Below are 16462 nucleotides of genomic sequence, written 5' to 3'. Positions count from 1 at the left end.
GTAGGAGGAGAACAATAGAAACCAGGAGTTCTGAATATGGATCGGCTTGAGAGCATGGCCGTGTTCGTCAGGGCCGTTGACCTCGGTTCGTTCGCGGCCGCGGCAGTCGCACTCGATCTGTCCGGACCGATGGTCGGCAAGCATGTCCGGTTTCTCGAGGAACGGCTGGGCGTGCGGCTGCTCAACCGGACCACGCGCCGGCAGAGCCTGACCGACTTCGGCTGTGCCTACTATGAACGCTGCCGCGTGGTGCTGGCCGAGGCCGAGGCCGCCGACGCGCTCGCCGCCGACCAGTTCTCCGAACCGCGTGGCAAACTGCGCGTCACCATGCCGGCGCATTTCGGTCGCCACTGCGTGACCCCAGTGCTGCTGGGGCTGGCGCGGCAATATCCGATGCTGGAACTGGACCTTTCGCTCAGCGACCGCTTCGCCGACCTTGCCGAGGATGGCTACGATCTGGCGATCCGGACCGGCACCCTTGACGACAAGGCAGGCGTGATCGCGCGCCGCGTCGCGCGCCAGGGCATGGTCGTTTGCGCCGCGCCCTCCTATCTGGAAACCCATGGCGAACCGCGGCGGATCGAGGATCTCGCCGACCATCACGCCATCGTCTACCGCCGGCTTGGCCAGATCGTTCAGCCGTGGCTGTTTGCGCGCGAAATGCAGCCAGCTCTGGAGATCATGCCGGTCGGTCGGATACGCCTCGATGATCTCGATGCCATCGCCGATGCGGCCGTCGACGGCATGGGACTTGCCTGGCTACCCTATTGGCTGGTCCGCGATCGCCTTCAGGTCGGCGCATTGGTGGCGCTGTTGCCGGATGAGCCGCGCTTTCTCTACGACTGCTACGCGCTTTGGCTGAAGACGCCACATCTGCCGCTGAAGGTGCGGCTTGCCGTCGACGCGCTGGCGGCTGCCTTGCAGAAATCGATGGCCTAACCTTGGCGTCCGCCTCTCGGTGAGGATCGCGCCGATATTCCTTGACCTTGGCACGGTCAACGATCAGTTCATCGCCGCCATCACCCGTCGACAACAAGGACACAATTCGGGTTTCTTCTGCAAAGCCGGTAAAAGAGTGCACACTTCGGGTCTTTGAGGCGTCGCGTTCCAGTGCCATATGAAAGTGGCTGACGGATTGAGCGCATTGCGGGAGAGACGGTCTATGACCAAAGGTTCGGATCTGTTCGTCGCGGCCCTCGAAAACGAAGGGGTCGAACGGATTTTCGGCATTCCGGGCGAAGAAAATCTCGATATCGTCGAATCCATCCGCCGCTCCTCGATCCAGCTGATCCTGACCCGCCACGAGCAGGCGGCGGCCTTCATGGCCGCCACCTATGGCAGGCTCACCGGCAAGCCGGGTGTCTGCATCACCACACTTGGCCCCGGCGCGCTCAATCTGACAACCGGTTCGGCCTATGCGCTGCTCGGCGCGATGCCGATGATCATGATCACCGGCCAGAAGGGCATCCTGTCATCCCGGCAGGCGCGCTTCCAGATCGTCGACATCGTCGCGGCGATGAAGCCGCTGACCAAGCTGTCGCGTCAGATCGTCTCGCCGAAGATGATCCCGTCGCTGGTGCGCGAAGCCTTCCGTGTCGCCCAGGAAGAACGCCCAGGCCCCGTGCATCTGGAGCTGCCGGAAGACATTGCAGCGGCGGAGTGCGAATCGGTCGCGCTCGTGCCGACGCATCCCGTCGAACTGCCCCTGGCCAGTGCGGCCGCGCTCGATCGCGCGGCCCGGATGATCATGAAGGCCAAGCGTCCGCTGTTGATGTTCGGCGCGGCGGCGTCGCGGCCGCGCTCGACCTCCGACCTCGCGCAGTTCGTGTTGCGCACGCAAATTCCCTACTTCACCACGCAGATGGGCAAGGGCACCGTGCCTGGCGGAACCGAGCTCTACATGGGAACGGCGGCACTTTCGGAGCGCGACTATGTGCACGAGGCCATAGAGCAGGCCGATCTGATCATCACCATCGGCCACGACACGGTCGAGAAACCGCCCTTCATCATGGGCGCCAAGGAGCCTGAAGTCATCCATGTCGGCTATCAGTCCGCGGATGTCGAGCAGGTCTATTTCCCGCAAGCGGAGATTGTCGGCGACCTCGGGCCTTCGCTCAAGCTGCTGGCGGACCGCATCGAGGGCAACATCCCCAACGCGCAGGCTTTGCTGCCGCTGCGTGAAGGTATTTTGAGTCGGATCGCCGCGCGCGCCACCGAAGATCGCTTCACGCCGCAGCGCATTGTGCATGACGTGCGCGCCGTGATGCCGGCCGACGGGATCCTCGCCCTCGACAACGGCATGTACAAGATCTGGTTCGCGCGCAACTACCGGACGCGCATGGCAAACACGATCCTGCTCGACAATGCGCTGGCCACCATGGGCGCGGGCTTGCCGTCCGCGATGATGGCGGCACTGCTCTATCCGCAGCGCCGTGTCATGGCGATCTGCGGCGATGGCGGCTTCATGATGAACAGCCAGGAATTGGAGACCGCCGTCAGGCTCAAGCTCAACCTCGTCGTCCTGCTGCTCGAGGACCACGCCTACGGCATGATACGCTGGAAGCAGGCGGTCGACGAGTTTCCGGATTTCGGCATGACCTTCGGCAATCCGGATTTCGTCAAATATGCCGAGGCCTATGGCGCCAAGGGGACCAGAGTTGGCGCGATCGCCGAATTGCGGCCAACGTTGGAACAGGCCTTCACCGGCGGCGGCGTGCATCTCGTCGTCGTGCCGATCGACTATTCCGAGAACACCAGGGTGCTTGTCGACGAGTTGCGCGAGCGGCTCCCTGCGCCCCAGGCATCCTGACGGCGGCAACAATGCCGCCGTCAGGGTTGCCTGGAACTGGTGCCGAAGCGCCTAGACCTTGCAGTAGGGCGTTACCGGGGCGATGGTGCCGAAATCCTTGACGATCTCGTAGCCGATGCCGTCGGCCGCCGCCTTGCCGACATAGGAATGGCACAGCGTGTGGTTGTTGGTGGCGTCGACGCGGATCTTGCCTTGCGGTGCGTCGAACTCGATCGACGGCAGCGCGGCCAGCACATCGTCGTCCTTCAGCGATCCGGCCTTCTCTGCGGCCAGCGCGTAGAGATGAAGGCCGTTGTAGCCGGCCTCGCCGATGCCGTTGACCATCTTTTCCTGGCCGAACTTCTCCCGGAAGCTCGAGATGAACTTCTTGTTGACCGGGTTGTCGAGCGCCATCCAGTAGGGCTGCGGCGCGTAGGTGCCGGCGGCCACGCCCGGCGGCAGCGCGTCCTTGTTGAAGACCTCGTCGAGTGGCGCGATCAGCGGCTGCTTGATGTCGAAGCTGCGATACTGCTTGAGCTGGGTGACGGCGTCGTTGCCGACCACCATCGACCAGACGACATCGGGCTTCAGCGACTTGATCTTCTGGAAGGCCGGGCCGAAATCGGTGGTGCCGAACGGATAGTAGTCGGCACCGATGATCTTGCCGCCGGCCTTCTCATAGGCCGCCGTGATCGCCTCGGTCATCTTCTGCGGCCATGCATAGTCCGAAGCCATGACATAGATCGTCTTGCCCAGGGTCTCGGCCACCCATGGCATCATCGGGTCGACCTGCTGCATCGGGATCGGTCCGGTGGCGACGAAGTAGCGGTTGCATTCACCACCTTCGAAATTGGTCGGGTAGAAGAACAGCTTCTTGGCCTTCGAGGTGACCGACAGCGTCGCGCTGCGCTCCGGCGAAATGATCGTGCCCATGATCACGTCGACCTTGTCTTCGTTGATGAGCTTGCGCGCCTTGTCGATGGAGCCCTTGGTCGTGGTCTGGTTGTCTTCGATGATGAGTTCGACCTGGCGCCCGCCAATACCGTTCGCGGCGTTGAGCTCGGCGGCGGCGAGCTTGTAGCAATTGAGCAGCGTCTCGCCGAGGATCGCCTGCAGCCCGGTGATCGGGATCGACAGGCCGACCTTGACTGTGTCTGCGGCGCGCAGGATCGACGGCGCGCCGACGATGGCGAAGGCGGCTGCAGCGCCGCCGGATTTCAAGACAGTTCTTCTGCTTATCATTGTTGTGTTCCTTCCAGTCCCAGGCGCGCCCCATGCACGCCTTACAAAGCCAACAGGTCCTTCAGCAGGGTTTCGTCGGCGAACGCTTCCGGTGCGCCTTCATGGACAATCCTGCCCTTCTCCATCACCAGGCAGCGGTCCGCCGCCTTGAGAACGAGATCGAGATTCTGCTCGACGAGAACGATCGCGATGCCGCGCTCGCGGGCGATGCGCGGCACCAGTTCGGCGATCGACTGCACGATGTTCGGCTGAATGCCTTCCGAGGGCTCGTCGAGCAGCAGCACCGAGGGCAGGCCGCACAGCGCGCGGCCGATCGCCAGCATCTGCTGCTGGCCGCCCGAAAGCGTGCCGGCGACCTGCGCTTCGCGTTCGCGCAGGATCGGAAAATAGCCGAAGATGTCGGCCGGAATGCCGCCGTCGCCACGGTCCTTGGCGGCGCGGGTGCCGACTTCGAGGTTTTGCCGCACCGTCAGCTGGTTGAAGATGCCGCGCCCCTGCGGCACATGCGCGATGCCTGCCCGCGCACGGCGGAAGGCCGGAGCGTTGGTTAGGTTCTGGTCGCCGAGGATTATCGCGCCACCGCTCGCCCGCAAGGCCCCGGCGATGACGCGCAACAGCGTCGTCTTGCCGGCGCCGTTGCGGCCAAGCAGGCCAACGACTTCGCCGGGCGCGACACTGAGGTCGATGCCGTTCAGCACCGGGAGCAGACCGTAGCCGGCGGAGACCGCCATTGTCCGGAGCATGGTCAGCGCCTCCCCAAATAGACGTCGCGGACCATTTCGTCGGTCTCGATGTCATGGAAAGGGCCGTTGCGCAGCCGGCGTCCCTGATGCAGCACCAATGTCTCGCAGTTCAGCGCCCGCACGAAGCGGATGTCGTGCTCGACGGCGACGATCGAGAATTCGCCCTTGAGTCGCAGCAGCATGTCGGCCGTCGCCAACGTCTCTTGCGGTGTCATGCCGGCGGTCGGCTCGTCGAGCAAAAGCAACCGTGGCTCGATTGCCAGCGCCATGCCGATCTCCAGCCATTGCTTCTGGCCGTGTGCGAGTTCGCCCGCCAGCGTAGCGGCACGGTTGGTGAGCGCGACCAGTTCCAGCAGTTCGCCAACCGAGCGCACAGGCGAGGGCGCGCCCCAGCGCGCGACCTTCAGATTGTCCTCAACCGAGAGGCTCGGGAAGACAGACGGGATCTGGAACTTGCGGGCGATGCCGAGCCGGGCGATGCGGTGCAACGGCAGGCCGGCTATGTCTTGGCCGAGGAAGCGCACGCTGCCGCTGGTCGGGCGAAGCGTGCCGGTCAGCACATTGAGGAACGTGCTCTTGCCGGCACCGTTCGGCCCGATGATGCAGCAAAGCTCCTTGTCTCGTACGGTGAGGTTCAAGGCTTCCAGCGCCTGCAGCCCGCCAAAGCGGATGCCGACATTTTCGGCCTGGAGCAGGATGTCGCTCATTGCGCGCGCCTCCCGCCTTTGAACAGGCCTTTCAGCCGCGCGTAGATCGACAGGATGCCGTCCGGCAGGACGAAGACGATGATGACGAAGACGCAGCCGAGCAATAGCGGCCATAGGCTCGGGTTGAAGCTGCTGATCGTCTGCTGCGCCCGTTGGATGAAGATGGCGCCGAGCACCGGCCCAAGCAGCGTGCCGCGCCCGCCGACCGCCACCCAGACGATGACTTCCGTCGACAGCAGCAGTCCGGACAGATCGGGCGCCACCAGCCCTGCCATGCAGACGTAAAGGGCGCCGGCAAGTCCGGCGATCGCCGCCGACAGGACGAAGGTCACGAGCAGCCGCAACGGCGCATTGTGGCCGAGCGCTGCCGCGCGGACTTCATTGTCCTGGATGGCGGTCAGCACCGTGCCCCAGTGGCCGCGGCTGATCGACCACAGCGCCAGCACGGCCACCGCGACGATGGCCGAGACGAAAATGTAGCTGGGCAAGTCCTGGCTCAGATCGACATGCAGCCCGCCGAGATCGAACTCGATCGGCGGGATCCCGATCAACCCGCTATCGCCGCCGGTGACCGAACTCCACGAGACTGCAGCCTGCTGGCAAATGACGCCCATCGCCAGCGTGACGATGGTGAAATAGCTGCCCCGAATGCCGCCGAAGAACAGGAAGTAGCCGATGATGGCGGCGACGAAAGCAGCACCAGTGACTGCGCCGGCAAGGCCGAGCAGGCTTCCGAAGGGAATGGCGTCGTTGAGCGTGACCAGCGCCATGATGTAGCCGCCAATGCCGAAAAAGGCGGCGTGGCCGAAACACAGGATCCCGGTGCGGCCCCAGAAGAAGTCGAGGCTCGCCGCGAACAGGCCGAAGATCAGCGCGTCGCGGATCACCGTTAGCTGGTAGCCATCGGCGAACAGGGGATAGACGACCGCGAGCACCACGCAGACAACGAAGACCAGCAGCCAGTTGCGGTCGCGGGCGATCATCGCGACGCTCCGTTGAACAGGCCGTTGGGCCGCAGACGGACAGCGACGATGGCCGCGAGCAGCACGATCGCCTGCGCCAGTGATGGCGAGATCTGGTAGTTGAGGACGCTGGTCAGCCCGCCGACGAAGACGCTGCCGGCGACGAGGCCGCCGATCGAGCCGACGCCGCCGACAATGACGACGAAGAAGGCGTTGGCGAGATAGTTCACCCCCATCTGCGGCAGCACGATCGCCAGCGGCGCGACCAGTCCGCCGGCAAGCCCTGCGATGGCCGCGCCGAAGGTGAAGGCGATGGCGTAGGTGCGTCGCGTGTTGATGCCGACGCCCTCGGCCATCTCGCGGTTCTGGATGACGGTGCGGATGTCGAGCCCGAAGGATGTCCGGCTGATCAGCAGGATGACTCCAAGCAAGGTCAGCATGGCGATGCCGATCAGGATCAGCCGGTAAGCCGGATAGACGGTGAAGAAGAGATCGAGCGTGCCCTCGATCGGCGGCGTCACCGGTTTGGCACCGAGACCGAAGGTCAGTTCCAGCCCTTGCTGCAGGATCAGGCTGACGCCCCAGGTGGCAAGCACGGTCGAGACTGGCCTGGAATAGAGATGGCGGATGATGGCGAACTCGAGGATGCAGCCGACTACCGCGCCGGCGATGGGCGCCGCGGCCAGGCCCAGCCAGAACGAGCCACCCACGCTCTGGACGAAATAGACCGCGAAGGCGCCGACGGTGACGAACTCGCCATGCGCTAGGTTGGTCACGTTCATCAGCCCGAAGCTGATCGCCAGCCCGAGCCCGACCAGCATAAGGATGCTGATCAGCGTCAGCGCATTGAGAAGCGTGGTGATGACAAAATCCATCGCGTCAGGCCGCACTGGCGAGGCGTTGGCGCAGGCCGGCGAGCAGCCCCTCTGCGGCGTCGATCACCGCGGCCTGGTGCGGCTGCAAATCTTGCCCGGCCCATTCGTCGATATGCTCCGACAGCGGGTCGACCACCTCGGTGCGGTGATTGGCCAGCGTCTCGATCACGGCATGGCCGCAGAACGGCACATAGCCTTCTGAGTAACCGCCTTCATGGGTCATGATCAATCGACCGTTCGATGTTTCGGCGGCCAGCGCCACCATCCGCGCGGCGAGCCGCCGGAAGCACTCGCTGTTGAGCATCATGCGGCCGAGCGGATCAAAGCCGGACGCATCGAAGCCGGAGGCGACGATGACGAAATCCGGCCTGTAGGCGCGCAACGCCGGGGCGACGACGCGGTCGAAGGTCGCTTCATAGGCGCCGGTCCCGCTGCCGGCGGGCAGCGGGATATTGATGTTGTAGCCTTCGCCGGCGCCCGTGCCGTTGTCGGCCAGCGCGCCCCGCCCGGTCGGGTAGAGATTGTCCTGATGCAGGGAAATGGTCAGCACCGACGGGTCGGAATAAAACACCCTCTCGGTGCCGTTGCCGTGGTGTACATCCCAGTCGACCACGGCGGCGCGGCCGAGCAGGCCTTCGTGCTGCAGCCGGCGCACGGAGACGCCGATGTTGGAGAACAGGCAGTTGCCCATCGCCTGCTCGGGTTCGGCATGGTGCCCCGGCGGCCGCGCCAGCGCATAGGCATTGTCGACGCGGCCGGTCAGAACGGCGCGCATGGCGGCGTAGGTGGTGCCGGCCGACAGCAGGGCGATGTCGAAACTGTTGAGGCCGATGGGCGCCTGCGGCCCGGCGAAACCGGAGCCGCGCTCGCTGAGCATGCGGATATCGTCGACATGGCGTTGCGTGTGCACGCGCAGCAGGTCCTCGACCGAGACCGGCTCCGGGATGATCGGCACCAGATGGCGCGACAGGCCGCTGACCTGGATCAAATTGTTCAGCCGGCGCTTCGAGCCGGGCGATTCCAGATGGCGGCCGGGTTCCACGAAACGGCCGGGAGGCATCATGTCGGCGCTGGAGCCGGTGTCATGCCACATCAGCTGTTCGTGAAAAACGTAGCCTGTCGCCATCCGCAGCGTCCTCTGAAAACTCGGTGACGCTAGCAGGCTAACGATCATGTGGCCCGACCCGAAAGAGGGGTTAAGCCTGTTATCTATGCCCCTCCTTTCGGAGGGGTATGGGCGCCTGCGGACCCTTGCGTGGCGCGCACCGCCTGGACTCGGTTGGTCACCGCCAGCTTGCCGAAAATGTTCTTCAAATGCCATTTCACCGTGGTTTCGCTCACCGACAATGCAAGGGCGATATCGCGATTGGACATGCCCTCGGCGAGATAGCGCAGCAATTCGGCCTCGCGCTGGGTGAGCTGTTCCTTCTCAACGGCTGGTGCGGCCAGCTTGCGTGTCGCCACGGGCATCGCCTGCGCAGCGTCGATGATGCGCGTCGCATAGGCTGACAGTGCGGGATCGGTCTTTGCCTGAGCCGCACGCAGGCGCATCAACCCTTCGACCACAGACCTTCCCTCGTCGACGAAGGAACGGATGAAGCCGGAGGGCTGGGCAAGGCGCAGCGCGCCGAGCAGAGTGCGGTCGGCCTCGCGTTGGTCATGGGCGGCGCTGGCTGCCTTGGCGCTCAGGATCAGCGCCAATATATGGCGGCGCATGCGCCCGCTGCTTCGCGTTCGCTCCAGCAGCGCGTCGAAGACCCGCGCGGCATCGGCATAGGATTTCTCAGCGGTCAGCAGGCGGCCCTCGGCAAAGAACTCGAACTCGTTGGCGGTGGTGATGATGGTCGACGCGTCGGCCTCTCCGCCGCGATGCTCGGCCAGCAGCGCGCGCGCCTCGGCATTGCGGTTCTGGTCGAGCAGCACGCGTATGCGATCATGCATGATCATCGATGCCAGGCGGCGATACACCGTGCCGCGCACGCGTTGATAGACGCGCTCCAGCATATCCAGTGCTGCTTCGGTGCGACCGGTCAACTGCAGCACGCGGGCGTAGGTCGGCACGCTGGCCAAGGGATAGACGATGACCGCCGCGCCTTCGATCTGCGGGCCGAGATTCTCGACCAGGGTCAGCGCCTCGCCCGATGCATTGGTTTCATAGGCAAGCTCGGCAAGCAGCGTTCCGGCCAGGGCCTCGGCATAGGAGTTTGCACCGATCCGCGCCCTGGCCTCGATGATGGCGTTGCGCAGCAGCCGCTCTGCGGCGGGCAGGCGGCCCGCCGAACGCTCGACGACGGCCATGTAGCAATTGGCAATGGTGACGCCGAGCAGGCTACCGCTTCGCTCATGCGCCCGTCGCGCCGCATCGATCGCGGCGCGCGCACCTTCGAGGTCGCCCAGCGCATAGAGATTGTAGCCAATGACATTGGCGGTCGCGCCCTCCATGAACCAGGCATCGGGCGCGATGACGCGCAGGGCCGCAAGTGCCGTGTCGCGCGCCTGATCGAACTGCTCCAGCGTGCTGTGCACGGCAGCGGCGAGAACCACGAGCTCGGCCTCGATCGTGGTTCCGGTCATGGTGCCTGGGTCACTGCTGTCAGCCGGTCCGGTCTCGACCAGCTTGCGCGCATTGCTGAGCGTCTGTTGGGCAATCTCGGGCTGGCTGCTGTGCACCGCCAGCCACAGCACGACGAGCTGCAGCCGGATGCGCTGGTCGATCAGTTGCCTCGGCAGCAGCGCCAGCAACTGGCGTACGTAAAGAAGCTGGCACTGGGCGATGAGGTCGAGCGCATTGTTCTCCACGAACACCGCCGCGCGAGCCTGGTCGCCGGCGGCCAGCGCGTGCCCGATCGCCTCGGTCAGCATCTTGCGCTCGCCGAACCATTCGGCGGCCGCCAGATGCAGCGGCGCGATCATTTCCGGTTCGCGCCGTTCCATTTCGCGGGTGAGGAAATCGTGGAACAGATGATGATAGCGGAACCAGCGCCGTTCTTCGTCGAGCGGCACCAGGAACAGGTTGCGCGTCTCGATTTCGGTTATCGCCGCCTCGGCGTCGGCCGCCCGCATCACCGCCCGGCAGGCCTCCGCGCTGAAGCGTTCGAAGATCGAACTGTAGAGCAGAAACTTCGCGATCGCCGGCGGCAGTTCCAGGAACACTTCGCCCATCAGGAAGTCTGCGACGTTGCGGTTGGCGCCGGTGAAATTGCCGATGACGGTTTCAGGTGCATGCGCGGCACTCAGTGACAGCGAGGCCAGTTGCAGGCCGGCGGCCCATCCTTCTGTCCGTGAACACAAGGTTTCCACCGTGCCGCTGCTGACGCTCAGGCCCAGCTTCTCGTTGAAGAAAGCTTCGGCTTCGGACGAGGCGAAACGCAGATCGTCGGGACCGATTTCGAAAACGTCGCCAAGCACCCGGAGCTTGCCGAGCTGCAGGTCGGGCAGGCTGCGCGAGCCGATGACGAAGGCGACGTTGGCCGGCGCCTGCCGGGTCAGGCGCTCCATGAACCGCTTCACCGCCGGCGCCTCGACAGCGTGGTAGTCGTCGAAGAACACGGTGATGTCGGCCTCGCGCGCCGCCAGACCCGCCACCAATGCTGCGAGCACGACATCGAGTTGCGGTATCGGGCTCGACTGGAAGGCGAGGTCGAGCTCGGCAGGGCTCTGGACCAGATGGCGCAGCGCACCCACCAGATGCGACAGGAAGGCGCCCTCATCATTGTCCGTCGCCTCGCACGACAGCCATGCCGTCAACCGGCCGTGGCGCGCGACTTCCGCAGCCCATTGCGCCATCGTCGTCGACTTGCCGAAGCCCGCCGGCGCGGCGAACAGCACGATGCGCGTGTCGATATGGCGCTCCAGCATCGACAGAATGGTCTCGCGGCGCACCCATCGGCGATGCTGCGGCGACGCTTGGCTGACGGATTGCGGACCTGTTCTCATCTAGGTCCGCGCAACCTGTCGGTTCTCCGAGGAGAGCGAGGCTCCTTTGCCATTGCTCCACTCCGCTTCGATCAGGGGAATCTGCGGTGCGGCATCGCGCGGCAAGGTTCCCTTGATCCGGGGATCGTCGACTATTTCAAATCCGGTCGCGAAGGGCACGAACCCGCAGGCACTGTAGAAGCCGATGACGCTGTGATGATCGAAGCTGCTTGTATGCAGCCAGATACGGTTAGGGTTAAGGCGCCAAGCGAGATCCAGAGCGCCGGCCATCAGCCGCTTGCCGAAACCTTTGCCGGTCAGGGACGGGAACAGGCCGAAATAGGTGATCTCGATCTCGCTGCTGTCAGCGACGACGAATTCGACCATGCCGAGATGGGCGCCGGTCTCGTCATGGCCGTAGTAGAGATGCTGGCGCGGGTCGGCAAAATGCGCCGCAATCTCGGCGTCAGACATTTCGGAAACGCGATCCCACAGCCAGGGCGCGCCGATCTCGAGAAAGATCGCCCGATACGAAGCGCAGTCGGGCATGGTGATCCGGGTCATGGCCAAGGGCTTTGCGAGACCGGGCTGCGGCGCGCGCGCCTCCATCCACGTCACTGCATTGGCGAGCTTGCCCGCCGGCAGGCGCCAGTAGCCAGTGGCGAGATCGGTGATGTCGGCCGGCATCGTGTCTTCGCTGATCAAGTCATTCCTCGTCATGTCTTCCAGACAGCAGTATCGGCTTGCTGCATCCGATGCCAACTCCCCAGCAGCGTGGCGGCATCGAACGGCAAGCTCTGGCCTGACGTTTCGGCCCATATGCCTCTTGTAATTCCCAGGAATGGCATATGAGATATGATACACCACCCAGACGAAAGTGAAATGTCATGCCTGAACGGATTGCGGACGAGGCCATTCTCAGCGCGGTCGATGACGGCTTCGCGCGACAGGTAGCGTTCCTGCAAGACCTCGTGCGCTTTCCCTCCCAGCGTGGCGAGGAACACGCCGCGCAATCGTTCATGGCGGCTGCCTACGAGGCTGACGGCTATGCGGTCGACATGTGGCGTGTCGATGTCGACGCGATTCGCGACCTGCCGGGTTTTTCACCCGTGGCGGTTTCCTATGACGACGCCTTCAATGTCGTTGCCACCCACACACCGAGAAACGCGACCGGCCGCTCGCTGATCCTCAACGGCCATATCGATGTCGTGCCGACAGGGCCATCCGACCGCTGGCTGCGCGATCCCTACGATCCGGCGATCGAGGATGGCTGGATGCATGGCCGAGGTGCCGGCGACATGAAGGCAGGTCTGTCCGCCTGCCTCTATGCGCTGACCGCCTTGCGCTGTCTCGGCTATCAGCCGGCCGCGAACGTCTACCTCCAGTCGGTGGTCGAGGAAGAATGCACCGGCAATGGTGCGCTCGCCTGCCTGCAGCGCGGCTACCACGCCGATGCCGCCTTCATTCCCGAACCGCTGGAGCCGAGACTGATGCGGGCACAGGTCGGGCCGATCTGGTTCCGGGTCGAGGTCGACGGCGATCCGCAGCATGCGTCGGGCGCTTTCTCGGCCGGCGCCAACGCCATCGAAAAGGCGTTCGTCATCATCCAGGCGCTGAAGCAGCTCGAAATCGTCTGGAACGCGCGCAAGGTTGATGACAAGCATTTCCGCGATCACCCGCACCCGATCCGCTTCAACCTCGGCAAGATCGAAGGCGGCGAGTGGACATCGAGCGTTCCGGCGCGCTGTGTCTTCGAGATGCGGGTCGCAACCTATCCCGGTCAGAGTCTCGAAGACGCCAGGGCCGAGCTCGAGGCATGCATCGCCGATGCAGCGCGTGCCGACCCGTTCCTGGCCAACCGCCCGCCGAGCCTCACCTACAACGGCTTCATGGCCGAGGGTTATGTTCTGGAGGGTGCCGACGAGATGGAAGCCGTGCTGCGGCGCAGCCACACCGCCGTCTGGGGCGAACCGCTGACGGAACACGTCACCTCGGCGACCACGGATGCGCGTTTCTTTGGCCTCTACGCCGACACGCCGGCGATCGTCTATGGCCCGATCTGCCGCATGCCGCATGGCTATGACGAGGCCGTCGATCTGGATTCTGTGCGCAAGGTTACCCAGACCATAGCGCTGTTCATCGCCGACTGGTGCGGTCTTGAGCCGCTCGATCCGGAGGCGAGCTCATGAATGCAGCCGTGCCCGACGGTTTCGGCGAAACGCTCGCCGAGGACGCGCCTGACGTTTCGATCGCCGACGCGCTGGCCATCTTGCGCCGGCACTACGGGCTCACCGGCACTGCGCGTCCGTTGCCTGGCGAGCGCGATCATAACTTCCACATCCAGGCCGACGCCGAGGGCGAGTTCGTCCTGAAGATCTCGCACCCGGCGGAAGAGGCCGGCTTCACCGATTTCCAGAACAAGGCGCTCGACCACATTTTTGCAGTCGACCCCACCTTGCCGGTTCCCTCGGTGCGCAAAAGCCTTGAGGGCGAGGCGCAGTTCGCGGTCAGTGTCGGTGGATCGGCACCGCGCATCATCCGGTTGGTGACCTATCTGCCAGGCCAGTTGCTGTCGCGCTCGCCGACTTCCGAAGCGCAGGATCGCAACCTCGGCATCTTCCTCGCCCGCCTTGGCCGGGCGCTGAGCGGCTTCTTCCATCCCGCCGCCGGCAGCGACCTGCTCTGGGATATCCGAAAGGTCGCCAAGACGCGGCCGATGATGGCGCATATCGCCGATGCCCATCACCGGGCCATGGTCGAGCGCGCGATCGACTCCTTCGAGGAGCATGCGGCGCCGGTCATCCCGACCCTGCGCGCGCAGATCGTCCACAACGACATGAATTCCTACAATGTGGTCATGGACGCGTCGCGGCCGGAGGTCGTGAGCGGCATTCTCGATTTCGGCGATATGATCCATTCGCCGCTGATCTGCGATCTTGCCATCGGCGCCGTGTACCGCTGGCCGGCGGAAGGCCATCCGCTGGCACCGGCCGCGCGCTTTGTCGCCGGCTATCAATCGGTCCAGCGGCTTGAGGAGCAAGAGATCGGCATTCTCTTCGATCTGATCCGCGCCCGCATTGCTCTGATCGCCAACATCGCCAGCTGGCAAGCCGAGCGCTTTCCGGCCAAGCGCGACTACGTGCTCCGGCTCATCACCGAGGTCTGGGCGTCACTCGAACGGCTGGACGAGCTTTCGTCCGTGGATGCCCGCCGCTATTTTCTCGACCATTCCAATCCGGAGTAGATGCGTGTCCCAGTCTTCGCCTTATCCTGCAAATGCCGACGCGGCTGCGTCGGAGCACGCGCTGCTCGAGCGCCGCGCCAGGCTGCTCGGGCCGACCTACCGCGCCTTTTATCGCAACCCGATCCATCTGGTGCGCGGCAGCGGTGTGTGGCTCTACGATGCACAGGGCCGCAAGTTCCTCGACGCCTACAACAACGTCGCCTCGGTCGGGCACTGCCACCCGCGCGTCGTCGAGGCGCTTGCGGGGCAGGCCGCCGCGCTGAACACCCACACGCGCTATCTCAGCGAGATCATCCTCGACTACGCGGAGAAACTTCTCGGCACCGTTCCAGCCCATCTCGGCCACGCCATGTTCACCTGCACCGGCAGCGAGGCCAATGATCTTGCCATCCGCATCGCCCAGCACTCCAGCGGCGGCGCCGGGGTGATCATCACAGACTTTGCCTATCATGGCGCTACGATCGCGACGGCGCAGCTGTCGCCGGCGGCGGTCGGAGCAAAGGGCGTGCCCGCGCAGCACCGCACCGTGTCGGCGCCGGACACATTCCGAGACCATGGCCGAGCCGCGCATGATTTCGCCAGGAATGTCGCCGCCGCGATCGAGGACATGCGCGCGCAAAACATCCGGCCGGCCGCGCTGCTTCTCGACTCAGCCTTTTCCAGCGACGGCATCTTCTTTCCGGATGCCGCGGTCATGCGCGAGGCTGCCGACCACGTGAAAAAGGCCGGCGGCATCGTCATTGCCGATGAGGTCCAGTCCGGCTTCGGACGGCTTGGCCAGGGCATGTGGGGATTCGCCAATTATGGCATCGAGCCCGACATCGTCACGATGGGCAAGCCGATCGGCGACGGGCATCCGATGGGCGCGGTGCTCGTGCGGCCGCAGCTTGTTGCCTCCTTCGGCTCAAACACGGGCTACTTCAACACATTCGGCGGCAATCCGGTCGCGGCCGCAGTCGGCCTCGCCGTTCTCGAGGTGATCGAAGGCGAAGGACTGATCGAGAATGCCCGCAACGTCGGTGCCTACACAAGTGAGCTGCTGTGCGCGGTGCAGAGCCGGCATGCCATGGTCGCTGACGTCAGGCACAACGGCCTTTATTTCGGCGTCGAGCTGACGGCGGACGGCGACGAGGCTCTGGCCGCCACCAAGACATCGGCGGTCGTCGAAGCCATGCGAGAGGACGGCGTGCTGATCTCGTCCTGCGGTCCGCGCGGCAATGTGCTGAAGATCAGGCCACCTCTGCCGTTTGCCAGGGACAATGCCGAGCAACTGGCCGAGACACTCGATCGCGCATTGTCGAACTGGTGATCGGAGCGGGCCGCGTATGCTGAAGCTTGAACATCAAACCCTGAATGACCGCGCCTATGGCGCGCTCAAGCAGGAGTTGATTTCAGGTGGCTTCAGCCCAGGGCAGACGCTGGTCATTCGCAAGCTCGCCGAGACGTTCGGCATCTCGACGACGCCGATCCGCGAGGCGCTGCAGCGGCTGGTCGCTGAACGGCTGCTCGAGATGCAGAACAACCGCTCGGTCATCGTGCCGTTGCTGTCCGCGCCAGCCTTCGAGGAACTGACCCGCATCCGTATCGCCGTCGAGGGACTGGCGGGCGAGATGGCGGCGTCGCGGATGACAGAGAGCGGGCTCGTTGACATACAGGGCACGCTCACCGGCATGCAGTGCGCCATCGAGGCCGGCGACGCCAGAGCCTACCTGACACTGAACCAGGCGTTCCACTTCGCCATCTACCAGCAAGCGGGCGCGCCGATCCTGCTCAACATGATCCGCGACCTCTGGGGGCGGGTTGGGCCCTATCTCAAGCTGCTGATGCAGGCCGATCGCTACATCCCGCAGTCGAACGACGCGCATCGCAAGATCGTCGCCGCACTGGAGCAGCGTAGCGGCCCCACTGTGCGGACTTTCATAGAAGAGGATATCGCTATGGCGGCCGCCGTGCTGTCGGCAAACCTGGGCAAGGTGAAGTGACCGC

The 16462-nt window shown here is 64.6% G+C and carries 14 protein-coding genes; 6 read left to right on the top strand and 8 right to left on the bottom strand.

Annotation, left to right across the window (positions count from 1 at the left end):
* Positions 1-36: 36 nt before the first annotated feature.
* Together ASD12_RS02550 and ASD12_RS02545 are read left to right on the top strand one after the other, a co-directional pair.
* Entirely contained in the window at positions 37-939 is a 903-nt protein-coding gene (locus ASD12_RS02550; RefSeq protein WP_056581669.1) for a LysR family transcriptional regulator, read from the top strand.
* 223 nt (positions 940-1162) lie between these two features.
* Positions 1163-2809, top strand: a complete 1647-nt coding sequence (locus tag ASD12_RS02545) for an acetolactate synthase large subunit (RefSeq protein ID WP_056581664.1) — start codon at positions 1163-1165, stop codon at positions 2807-2809.
* Positions 2810-2860: 51 nt separating this feature from the next.
* Here ASD12_RS02545 and ASD12_RS02540 read toward each other — a convergent pair whose 3' ends face one another.
* The 8 genes from ASD12_RS02540 to ASD12_RS02505 all read right to left on the bottom strand — a co-directional run bounded on the left by ASD12_RS02540 (position 2861) and on the right by ASD12_RS02505 (position 11937).
* The gene (locus tag ASD12_RS02540; RefSeq protein WP_027036162.1) at positions 2861-4030 is read right to left on the bottom strand and encodes a substrate-binding protein; all 1170 of its coding nucleotides are present in this window, start codon (positions 4028-4030) and stop codon (positions 2861-2863) included.
* A 41-nt stretch (positions 4031-4071) separates the two neighbouring features.
* Complete coding sequence (locus tag ASD12_RS02535) at positions 4072-4773, bottom strand: ABC transporter ATP-binding protein (RefSeq protein WP_056581662.1); 702 nt, start codon at positions 4771-4773, stop codon at positions 4072-4074.
* 2 nt (positions 4774-4775) lie between these two features.
* Positions 4776-5480 carry an ATP-binding cassette domain-containing protein gene (locus ASD12_RS02530; protein ID WP_056581654.1) on the bottom strand — a complete coding sequence of 235 codons (705 nt, stop codon included), beginning with the start codon at positions 5478-5480 and terminating at the stop codon, positions 4776-4778.
* Positions 5477-6463 (bottom strand): branched-chain amino acid ABC transporter permease, encoded by a 987-nt coding sequence (locus tag ASD12_RS02525; protein ID WP_056581652.1) that lies wholly within the window; start codon positions 6461-6463, stop codon positions 5477-5479. The genes ASD12_RS02530 and ASD12_RS02525 overlap by 4 nt, the downstream gene beginning before the upstream one ends.
* Entirely contained in the window at positions 6460-7317 is an 858-nt protein-coding gene (urtB, locus tag ASD12_RS02520) for an urea ABC transporter permease subunit UrtB (RefSeq protein WP_056581649.1), read from the bottom strand. The genes ASD12_RS02525 and urtB overlap by 4 nt, the downstream gene beginning before the upstream one ends.
* 4 nt (positions 7318-7321) lie before the next feature.
* Positions 7322-8443, bottom strand: coding sequence for a class II histone deacetylase (locus tag ASD12_RS02515; RefSeq protein WP_056581646.1), 1122 nt, complete (start codon positions 8441-8443; stop codon positions 7322-7324).
* A gap of 83 nt (positions 8444-8526) precedes the next feature.
* On the bottom strand, positions 8527-11253 hold the full coding sequence (locus ASD12_RS02510) for a LuxR C-terminal-related transcriptional regulator (protein WP_056581643.1): 2727 nt from the start codon (positions 11251-11253) through the stop codon (positions 8527-8529).
* Positions 11254-11937 (bottom strand): GNAT family N-acetyltransferase, encoded by a 684-nt coding sequence (locus tag ASD12_RS02505; RefSeq protein ID WP_244482710.1) that lies wholly within the window; start codon positions 11935-11937, stop codon positions 11254-11256.
* A gap of 182 nt (positions 11938-12119) precedes the next feature.
* On the opposite strand from ASD12_RS02505, the gene ASD12_RS02500 reads away from it, so the two are divergent.
* The 4 genes from ASD12_RS02500 to ASD12_RS02485 are packed head-to-tail and all read left to right on the top strand — an operon-like array spanning position 12120 to position 16458.
* Positions 12120-13421: an ArgE/DapE family deacylase gene (locus tag ASD12_RS02500; RefSeq protein ID WP_056581636.1), complete on the top strand. Its 1302-nt coding sequence runs from the start codon at positions 12120-12122 to the stop codon at positions 13419-13421.
* Positions 13418-14476 (top strand): phosphotransferase, encoded by a 1059-nt coding sequence (locus ASD12_RS02495; protein ID WP_056581630.1) that lies wholly within the window; start codon positions 13418-13420, stop codon positions 14474-14476. Before ASD12_RS02500 ends, ASD12_RS02495 begins: the two co-directional genes overlap by 4 nt.
* A gap of 4 nt (positions 14477-14480) precedes the next feature.
* The gene (locus ASD12_RS02490) at positions 14481-15785 is read left to right on the top strand and encodes an aspartate aminotransferase family protein (RefSeq protein ID WP_056581627.1); all 1305 of its coding nucleotides are present in this window, start codon (positions 14481-14483) and stop codon (positions 15783-15785) included.
* A 16-nt stretch (positions 15786-15801) separates the two neighbouring features.
* On the top strand, positions 15802-16458 hold the full coding sequence (locus tag ASD12_RS02485; RefSeq protein WP_056581622.1) for a GntR family transcriptional regulator: 657 nt from the start codon (positions 15802-15804) through the stop codon (positions 16456-16458).
* Positions 16459-16462 lie beyond the last annotated feature (4 nt).

The sequence above is a fragment of the Mesorhizobium sp. Root102 genome, from assembly GCF_001425625.1.
In the GTDB taxonomy this organism is placed as follows: domain Bacteria; phylum Pseudomonadota; class Alphaproteobacteria; order Rhizobiales; family Rhizobiaceae; genus Mesorhizobium.
This window is presented reverse-complemented; position numbering and strand designations above follow the sequence as displayed.

Coding starts and splice junctions, on each gene's coding strand:
- ASD12_RS02550 (WP_056581669.1), top strand. CDS start 37: ATGGATCGGCTTGAGAGCATGGCCGTGTTCGTCAGGGCCGTTGACCTC.
- ASD12_RS02545 (WP_056581664.1), top strand. CDS start 1,163: ATGACCAAAGGTTCGGATCTGTTCGTCGCGGCCCTCGAAAACGAAGGG.
- ASD12_RS02540 (WP_027036162.1), bottom strand. CDS start 4,030: ATGATAAGCAGAAGAACTGTCTTGAAATCCGGCGGCGCTGCAGCCGCC.
- ASD12_RS02535 (WP_056581662.1), bottom strand. CDS start 4,773: ATGCTCCGGACAATGGCGGTCTCCGCCGGCTACGGTCTGCTCCCGGTG.
- ASD12_RS02530 (WP_056581654.1), bottom strand. CDS start 5,480: ATGAGCGACATCCTGCTCCAGGCCGAAAATGTCGGCATCCGCTTTGGC.
- ASD12_RS02525 (WP_056581652.1), bottom strand. CDS start 6,463: ATGATCGCCCGCGACCGCAACTGGCTGCTGGTCTTCGTTGTCTGCGTG.
- urtB (WP_056581649.1), bottom strand. CDS start 7,317: ATGGATTTTGTCATCACCACGCTTCTCAATGCGCTGACGCTGATCAGC.
- ASD12_RS02515 (WP_056581646.1), bottom strand. CDS start 8,443: ATGGCGACAGGCTACGTTTTTCACGAACAGCTGATGTGGCATGACACC.
- ASD12_RS02510 (WP_056581643.1), bottom strand. CDS start 11,253: ATGAGAACAGGTCCGCAATCCGTCAGCCAAGCGTCGCCGCAGCATCGC.
- ASD12_RS02500 (WP_056581636.1), top strand. CDS start 12,120: ATGCCTGAACGGATTGCGGACGAGGCCATTCTCAGCGCGGTCGATGAC.
- ASD12_RS02495 (WP_056581630.1), top strand. CDS start 13,418: ATGAATGCAGCCGTGCCCGACGGTTTCGGCGAAACGCTCGCCGAGGAC.
- ASD12_RS02485 (WP_056581622.1), top strand. CDS start 15,802: ATGCTGAAGCTTGAACATCAAACCCTGAATGACCGCGCCTATGGCGCG.